This is a genomic window from Exiguobacterium sp. s194, assembly GCF_018618275.1.
GTDB classification, from domain to species: domain Bacteria; phylum Bacillota; class Bacilli; order Exiguobacteriales; family Exiguobacteriaceae; genus Exiguobacterium; species Exiguobacterium chiriqhucha.
Genome location: NZ_JACSLT010000012.1, coordinates 84,079 through 91,687 on the forward strand (window position 1 = coordinate 84,079; position 7,609 = coordinate 91,687).

Here is a 7,609-nt window from a genome sequence, read left to right on the forward strand (position 1 = left end):
CTGATTTATATTCTATGAGAATAAGAAATCAAAAAAAGGAGTTGAGTTTTGTGAGGAAAAAATTTGAATTCATCAAGCCGAAGGTTGTAAAGGTAGTCGAAAAAGACCCTGAAACAATATTTAGAGAATTACAGATTCCAAATATTAAAGGCTTATGGTCTCAGCAAGCCGACATTTTACGCGCATATTATAATGACTTTAAGACAGGTTCTGATGTTGCTATAGAGCTGCCTACGGGAACTGGTAAAACGCTTATTGGGTTATTAATTGCTGAATATAGAAGAAGATGTCACCAAGATCGAGTACTTTATTTATGTCCGACTAAACAATTAGCGAAACAAGTTTACTTGAAGGGTCAAGAATATGGATTGCCAGTAAGTTTGCTCATTGGGTCGCAAAATAATTATTCTGAAAGTGAATATGGAAATTATGTAACCAGTAAAGCTATTGGAGTGACTACATATAGTGCTGTTTTTAATACAAATCCATATAAAATGGATGATGCCAGTACGATTCTTTTAGATGATGCGCATTCCGCAGAAAATTATATTTCATCCCTGTGGACAGTTGAAATTAAAAGACAAGACAATAAAGAAGTTTTTGAAAGTATCATTGAATTATTTAAAGAAGATATTTCCGAATATACTTACATTAAACTGATGAATGGAGGAAGTGAAGGCTATAAATCCATGTATGATCTTATACCGTATCCAAAGTATCTAGATAAACTCCCTCAATTAATCGAATTACTTGAAGCTAATATATCTGAATGCGGTAATGCAAAGTATCCATGGTCGAAAATCAGTCAGAATTTAGAAGCTTGTCAGATGTTCTTCTCATTGGGAGAGATTAATATTAGACCTCTAATCCCACCTACACAAACTCATTCAGCTTTTAACAATGCAAAACAAAGGATTTATATGTCTGCAACATTAGGAGAAGGAGGAGAGTTGGAGAGAATTTCGGGGGTTAGAAAAATCAGAAAAATTCCAGTTCCTAAAGGATGGGATAAGTATAGTAACGGAAGAAGGTTAATCTTATTTCCAAATAGAATTCTCACCCAAGATGAAAGTGTTAAAGTAGCGTTTGGCGCGATTCGAAATCAAGGTAGGGCACTGGTGCTTTGCCCAGATAATCGAACTGCTAATATTTTTGTTAGAAAACTAAAAATCGAGCTTCCCGATTTTACTATTTTAGATTCTCTATCGATAGAAGACAGCTTAGAACCATTTACAACAAGAGAAAAAGTGGTTCTCATTTTGACTAATAGATATGACGGTATAGATTTATCTGGAGACATATGCCGGTTACAAATCATATATGGAATGCCTGAAGCAACGAACTTGCAAGAAGGTTTTTTGTGGAATAGATTAAATGCAAATGCTGTCTTAGGAGAACTGGTGAAAACGAGAATCACCCAGGCACTGGGAAGATGCACGCGATCTAATGATGATTTTGCAAACGTGATCATGCTCGATCCCAATTTATTAAAATTTTGTTCGAAGAAAGAGAATTTAGTTGGTTTTCATCCGGAGATTCAAGCGGAGATTGAGTTTGGGCTTAGTAACTCGGCGATGATTCAATCGGTTGATGAAATGGTTGATTTTATGAACGATTTTGTAAACGATAAAGAATACTTTTCTGGAATCAATGAGGCTATCATAGAAATTCGTGAGGAATTTGAAAAAAAACCTAAGCCCGCAGTGAAAAAGCTGATACTCAATGTTGAAAATGAAATTGATTTTTCTTATGCATTGTGGAAAAAAGAGCTAGATAGAGCTCTTGAAAAAGTAAAATTAATACACGAGAATTTGAGTGGTGGTAAAGATTTAAATGGGTATCGTGCCTGGTGGTATTACATTGGAGGCAATACAGCATATTTGTCTAAGAAATTTATTGATATTGATGACAATCTTGATAGAAATTATTATTCTTCCGCCTTAAAACTCTCCCATGGAATTACGTGGATGGCAGACTTAATTCGTACTGTCCCTATGGAAAAAGATATTCCAGAAGTCGATTTCTATCTTGCGACACAAACAGAAAATGTAGAAACGTTATTGAATGATTTAGGACTATTTGGGGGTTCATTTGAGAAACACATGAAACAAGTGATGGAATTAGTCAGCAATGACGACGCAAAAAAATTTGAAAAAGGCTTGAAACAGTTAGGTGTGGTTCTTGGCTTTGAGTCACTTCTTCCTGAGGGAGATACGACCCCAGATGGAATATGGTACATCAGGGACAAATTTTTCGTATTTGAAGCAAAGACCCAAGAAGATAAAGATGATCCTATATATAGTGACGCATGCAGACAAGCAGATGGACATAGAAAATGGACGACAGAGAGCATACCATTACCAGAGGGTGCATCAATTGATGTTGCCGTAGTTAGTCAAAAAACTACAATCCGTAAAGATGCATTACCACAATCAAGAGGATTATTTCACATCGATACATCCGATATTAGAAAATTAGCATTGGAAGCAACAAGTTCATTAAGAATGATTCGTTCTGTTTTAACGAAGGATAAAGAGCCAAATCTTTTTCATAAAGAACATATTGCAAATACTCTAATTAAAGAAAAATTAACATTGCGTGACATTGAAACAATTTTCAAGAAAAAGTCTCTTGATGAGTTAGAGCAACATTAAAATTATGCAATTTTTTTGAGAAGATACGGTTTTCAGATGACATAAGTCCTTTAATATGATTGCTATTTTATTAAATTCAAAAGGAAGAGTAATCATACTCTTCCTTTTGAATTTTGAAAAGTCGAGGAGTGACACTTTGTTTCGCTACACAGACTTCGGAAAACCTCCAGAACATTAGTCCATCGATTGTTCCACGTGAATGATTGCTTCGAATGGCACCTGGATAATCCCGTCCCGCTGATTGGCCAGCTCGACGGTCCGCTCCATGTAGTTCGTCCGGTGCACAAACCCTTTGAATCGTTTCATCTCCCGCTCCTCCACATATTTCACCTCCACCATATTCCCGCTGAAGATCGCGTCATTCAGCACATTCTCATAGACCGATAAGACCTGTTCATCGACATCGGGCATCTCAATTTTTTGAATCTCTTTATAGTATTTCGTCAGCAGCGCCTTGTGCTCGGGCATGAGGAAGGGGATCCATTTCAACTCACCTCGGTCGCGATACATCGTCATTACAATTTCTCCTTTCCATAAAACGAACGTTTGTTCTTATTTTATACCCGATTTATCTCGTTTGAACAGCCTATTTCGTGATTGGTGATCCGTGCGTCCTGTTTCCGTACTCTAGCTCGCTGGTCGTCGGTGCAAGGAACGTCAAAAAAATGGCGCGCCCTCCGGCCCGTCTTCCTTCGCTTTTGGCTCAAAGCGAGGCTTTTCGCTCGTTGGCTACGGAAGCCTGGACTTATGTGCGCTCTACGCATTTTTTTGAGGCTCTCCCTGCGGTCGCCCTTGCACCGTCTCCCGACGCTCGCTGCGTTCCCGTCAACAGGACGCACAATGGTGTTCGTTCTGAGGACAGCTTATCCGAAAGGGGACAAATCATCATGGAACTATCCGCCATCATCGAGGTCATCCGTATCAAGCAAGAGGTTCGCGAGGAGATGGTCGCCCTCGAGCACGCCATCATCCACTCGCCGGACAGTGCCCGACAAATCGGCGCATCGTTCATCGGAGACGACGACCGTGAAGTGTTCCTCGTCATCATGCTCAACACGAAGAACCGGGTCATCGGCGTCCATCGGGCGCATGTCGGGAGCGTCAACTCGAGCGTCGTCCACCCACGGGAGGTCTTCAAATGCGCCATCCTGAACAACGCCTCATGCCTCATCGTCTGCCACCAACATCCGAGCGGGGACCCGACACCGAGCCGGGAGGACATCCTCGTCTCTGAACGGTTACATGAAGCGGGTGACCTCATCGGCATCCCGGTGCTCGACCATCTCATCCTCGGTGCGGACGAGTCGTACGTCAGCATGAAACAGCGAGGTTACATGGGTTGAACGGAATGGAGTGGGGCCGGGGGACCGGTCCCGGTCCGTCCGGTAAGGGCAAGGACGAAAAACGTGCGTTTTTCTTTGACGAGAGGGGCGACTCGCGTGCTCTCGCCTGGATCCATAGAGCAGGATCCGGAAAAGGGTCGTTTTCGCATGACGAAAACGAGATGGTTCGTGTGTGAAGATTGGATGTTATTTTGGTCTGTCGCATAATTTTTTTGATGAAATGGCAGAAGTGAAAAGAGCGTTTGTTTATTGAAAATGACCATGTTTTCTAAACAAGCCTTAGGGCTTGTTTGAAACAACACCAGGGCTTACGTGAAATTAGGCGAGATGTTGCCTGCTTGGATGCGAGGTATCATGAGGCTATCAACAGGAGAGGATGATTCAGATGGACAGCTACCAACTAGATCAACAGACGATGGACGAGATGACGGAGGTATTGCTTCGACGCCTTCCTGACCGGCTTCAAGAAGATTTTGATGACTTAAAACTTGTGAGCATGGATCTGCTTTGTGATGTGAAGGAAGGAGAGCGCTTGACCCACCTCACCGTCTTCTTCAATACCAATATGATTCGACGGAATCGTCGTACATAAGAAAAAGGAATCATTGTATACATGTATATGTGTATACATTTTTTTGAAAGTCTTCATTTCTGTAGGTTCATGAACAAGGACTGAACTGGTTTTTTACGGGGAATCGTTCTATAAAGAACCGGAAGGGGTGAGACGTGATGGACGAGGGGCTGCTTGATGACTATGCGTTCGAAGGGTTGGATCCGTTCGTCCGGATAGTGTTCTCGGAACTGATGGAACATCCCGATTGGATGCGTGTCGTCGCCAAGGACCATTGCGTCGAGAAGGTCGTCCGGTTCGATGACGGACTGAACTCGCCCTATTTCCGGGTATTGATTTACCTGGATGCGGAAGAGCGTCCGATCAAGAAAATGTATCTATATGGGACATGGGTGGTGGCGGATGGGGACGTCAGCTTCGTCGTCTCAGAGCTATCCAAGGGTGTATTCGAATATGAGGTGATGCATGTCCATTGGCTCATCAAGTATCGGTTCGAGGATTGGGGCATGTCTGAAGACGGGGCATGGGAGAAGGAATGGTGATTCGACTCAGAGACGGAAGGGCGGACCATCGATTCGCATGTGCGAAATGTTCGGGAAAAAATCCGCCAGTCCGGTTTTCCGGTCGATGATCATTTTCTCACGGTTTGGGGAATCGGCTACAAATGGATCCATGAAGCAGAATGATGCTTGATAAAAGAAAAGGTCCGTCGGAAAATATTGAACTGCTCCCCGTCAAGTAGACAGGGCAAATAATGAAAACCGGACTATGCGGCTTGAGACCTGTATTCTACAGGGCTCAAGCCGTTCAGTCGTTTCTGGAAACGATCATGGTTGTAGAACGATATGTAGGTCTCGATGGCTGATGTAAGTTCGCTGTAGGCCTGGAACTCACGCAAATAGTACATCTCGACTTTCAGGGTACCCCAAAAACCCTCGATCGGGGCGTTGTCGAGACAACGTCCGACCCGGGACATGCTGTGGGTCAGCCCCGCGTCTTCCACCATGCGTTTGAACCCTCTCGAGGTATATTGGAACCCCCGGTCGCTATGGATCATCGGACTCGCTCCTGAACGGAGCCCCGCGATGGCTGGGATCATCGTCTGGAAGACGAGCGCGTTGTTGTTGGATTTCCCGATGCGATAGGCGACAATCGAGCCGTCATAAAGGTCGATGATCGCGCTCAGATATGCCTTCCTTCCGGCGCCATATTTGAACTCGGTGACGTCGGTGCACCACTTCTCGTCCGGTCGGGACGCGCTGAATTCTCGGTTCATCAGGTTCTCGGCCACATGCTGCGGTGACGACTTCTTGTGCCGTTTTCGCTTCTGGCGGATGACCGAACGGATCTCATGGATGCGCATGAGACGATAGATACGCTTCTCGTTGTATGCCGGCAGGCCATGCTGGCGTCGTCTCCGGTTGACCGTCATGGTGATCCGTCGATAGCCGTAGGTCCCGTTCACCTGGTCGTAGAGGAGGCGGATGTCCTCTAGTAGGCTTAGGTTCTCCTCCTCGCGTACCGAGACGGTACGCTTCAACCATTTATAGTAGGAGGCGGCCCGTGAGACCTGCGCAATCTCGCACAGGAGCACGACCGGGAACGTGTCGGTCGTCGACATTTCCTCAATCGCCATGTAACGCAATTGTAGCCGGATTTGGCTGATCAACCTCTCCTCTCGATCTCCTCTAACTTTTTTAGGAACAGGTTCTCGGCCCGCAGGCGCTCGTTCTCCCGCTCGATCTGTTGGATGCGACGTTCGAGCTTCTCTTCGTTGGTCAGTTCCTCTTCTTGCTTCGTCCGTCCGCGGCGGTCCTCGAGCCCGTGCACGCCATCGGCGTCATATTTTTTCGTCCAGCCGTAGACCTGGTGGTACGACACGGCGAATATCTCGGCCGTCCGTTGATAGTTCCGTCCATTGTCCAGGCAATACCTGACGATCTCCATGCGTTCCTCGAATGTGGTCTTTCTCCCTTTTGTCATAGCTCGATCCATCCCTTTTCTCGAATCTGTTAACTCGCTATGACTAGTATACTTCTTGATCCACCGATATAGAACCGAACGACTACTGATTTGATGTCTGGAGAGGACTTCCACCATGGTGACCCCATCGAGATAGTCACGTACGGCCGCTATTTTCTGTTCCTTTGTGTACAGTTTCCATGTCCTCGACTCCTTCAAGGCGTCGATTCCGCCGGTCTCGAATTTCACTTTCCACACCCGGAGGGTATGCTCAGAGACGTCGTGGGCCTCCTCGATTTCCTTCCACGTATATGTTTCTTCTTCCATCATCCGTAGTGCACTCAGTTTTTGTTCGATTGAATGCCGACTTCTCGCCATAAAAAACACTCCCCAATCAGATAAACAGATTTGTTATTTCATCTGTCTACCTATTGGGGAGCATATCATATTTTCGACGGGCCTTTTTGAGTAAGGTTATGCGGCGTTACGGCAAGCTTCTGCACATCTACGGCAAGCTTCCGCACAGCGTCTGCAATGTTCATGATGATCGGCGTGCTTCTCACATTCCTCTGCGCAAGCTTCGCAAATGGTTGCGCAAACGGCTGCCAGTTCGGAAACGAACGGTGAATTGTGAGTAATGGCATGTTCCAAAAATGCACAAATGTCCGCGCATTCCCGGTCTAATCGAATGCACTGTGCTAGCATCTTCACATCGTCTTCCTGCAGACAAGCGTCAAAACAATGGTTACATTCCGCTGCACAATCATGTAATGCCCGAATCAATTCCTGATGTTGTTCATGAGCCATGTTAAAACCTCCATTTCTTATTTTTGCTTCATTTACTGGATTTCCCTCTCCTTTCCAAACTAAACAGAAATACCGAAACTCCATAGAAACTGCACATTTTATAGACAAGTAATCAAATATTAAAATCAATGGTGCGGTTTTTTTGGGGGGGTCATTGTGAACTTCTAAATTAGAGTCATGGAAACAGCGATAAAGTAAAATGATACTAAACACTTGATATACCCTATCGGGGTATGTTAAGTTTAAGGAAATATTACTTTAGGAGGAATAAT

7 protein-coding genes and 1 pseudogene are annotated in these 7,609 nt (G+C 44.7%); 5 read left to right on the top strand and 3 right to left on the bottom strand.

Going from position 1 to position 7,609, the window contains the following annotated elements; all coding sequences use genetic code 11:
• Window positions 1–50: 50 nt before the first annotated feature.
• The gene (locus tag KNP85_RS14280) at window positions 51–2,654 is read left to right on the top strand and encodes a DEAD/DEAH box helicase (RefSeq protein ID WP_286038594.1); all 2,604 of its coding nucleotides are present in this window, start codon (window positions 51–53) and stop codon (window positions 2,652–2,654) included.
• A gap of 174 nt (window positions 2,655–2,828) precedes the next feature.
• On the opposite strand, the gene KNP85_RS14285 is transcribed toward KNP85_RS14280, so the two are convergent.
• Window positions 2,829–3,170 (bottom strand): YolD-like family protein, encoded by a 342-nt coding sequence (locus KNP85_RS14285; protein ID WP_251136304.1) that lies wholly within the window; start codon window positions 3,168–3,170, stop codon window positions 2,829–2,831.
• A gap of 371 nt (window positions 3,171–3,541) precedes the next feature.
• Here KNP85_RS14285 and KNP85_RS14290 point away from each other — a divergent pair, with 371 nt between their 5' ends.
• From KNP85_RS14290 to KNP85_RS14305, 4 genes and pseudogenes are all read left to right on the top strand, one after another.
• A complete protein-coding gene (locus KNP85_RS14290; protein WP_214803761.1) occupies window positions 3,542–3,997 on the top strand; it encodes a JAB domain-containing protein in 456 nt (151 codons plus the stop codon).
• A 385-nt stretch (window positions 3,998–4,382) separates the two neighbouring features.
• Window positions 4,383–4,589 carry a hypothetical protein gene (locus KNP85_RS14295; RefSeq protein ID WP_029596469.1) on the top strand — a complete coding sequence of 69 codons (207 nt, stop codon included), beginning with the start codon at window positions 4,383–4,385 and terminating at the stop codon, window positions 4,587–4,589.
• Window positions 4,590–4,726: 137 nt separating this feature from the next.
• Window positions 4,727–5,110: a hypothetical protein gene (locus KNP85_RS14300; protein ID WP_214803766.1), complete on the top strand. Its 384-nt coding sequence runs from the start codon at window positions 4,727–4,729 to the stop codon at window positions 5,108–5,110.
• Window positions 5,111–5,254 (top strand): annotated as a pseudogene (locus tag KNP85_RS14305) (winged helix-turn-helix domain-containing protein); the annotation flags it as partial.
• 80 nt (window positions 5,255–5,334) lie between these two features.
• On the opposite strand, the gene KNP85_RS14310 reads toward KNP85_RS14305, so the two are convergent.
• Window positions 5,335–6,908, bottom strand: a protein-coding gene (locus KNP85_RS14310; protein WP_214803763.1) for an IS3 family transposase whose coding sequence is annotated in 2 segments (ribosomal slippage) — window positions 5,335–6,269 and window positions 6,269–6,908 — 1,575 coding nt in all. Because the reading frame shifts where the segments join, the coding sequence is not laid out codon by codon here.
• Between the two features lie 96 nt (window positions 6,909–7,004).
• A complete protein-coding gene (locus KNP85_RS14315; protein WP_081828355.1) occupies window positions 7,005–7,337 on the bottom strand; it encodes a four-helix bundle copper-binding protein in 333 nt (110 codons plus the stop codon).
• Window positions 7,338–7,609 lie beyond the last annotated feature (272 nt).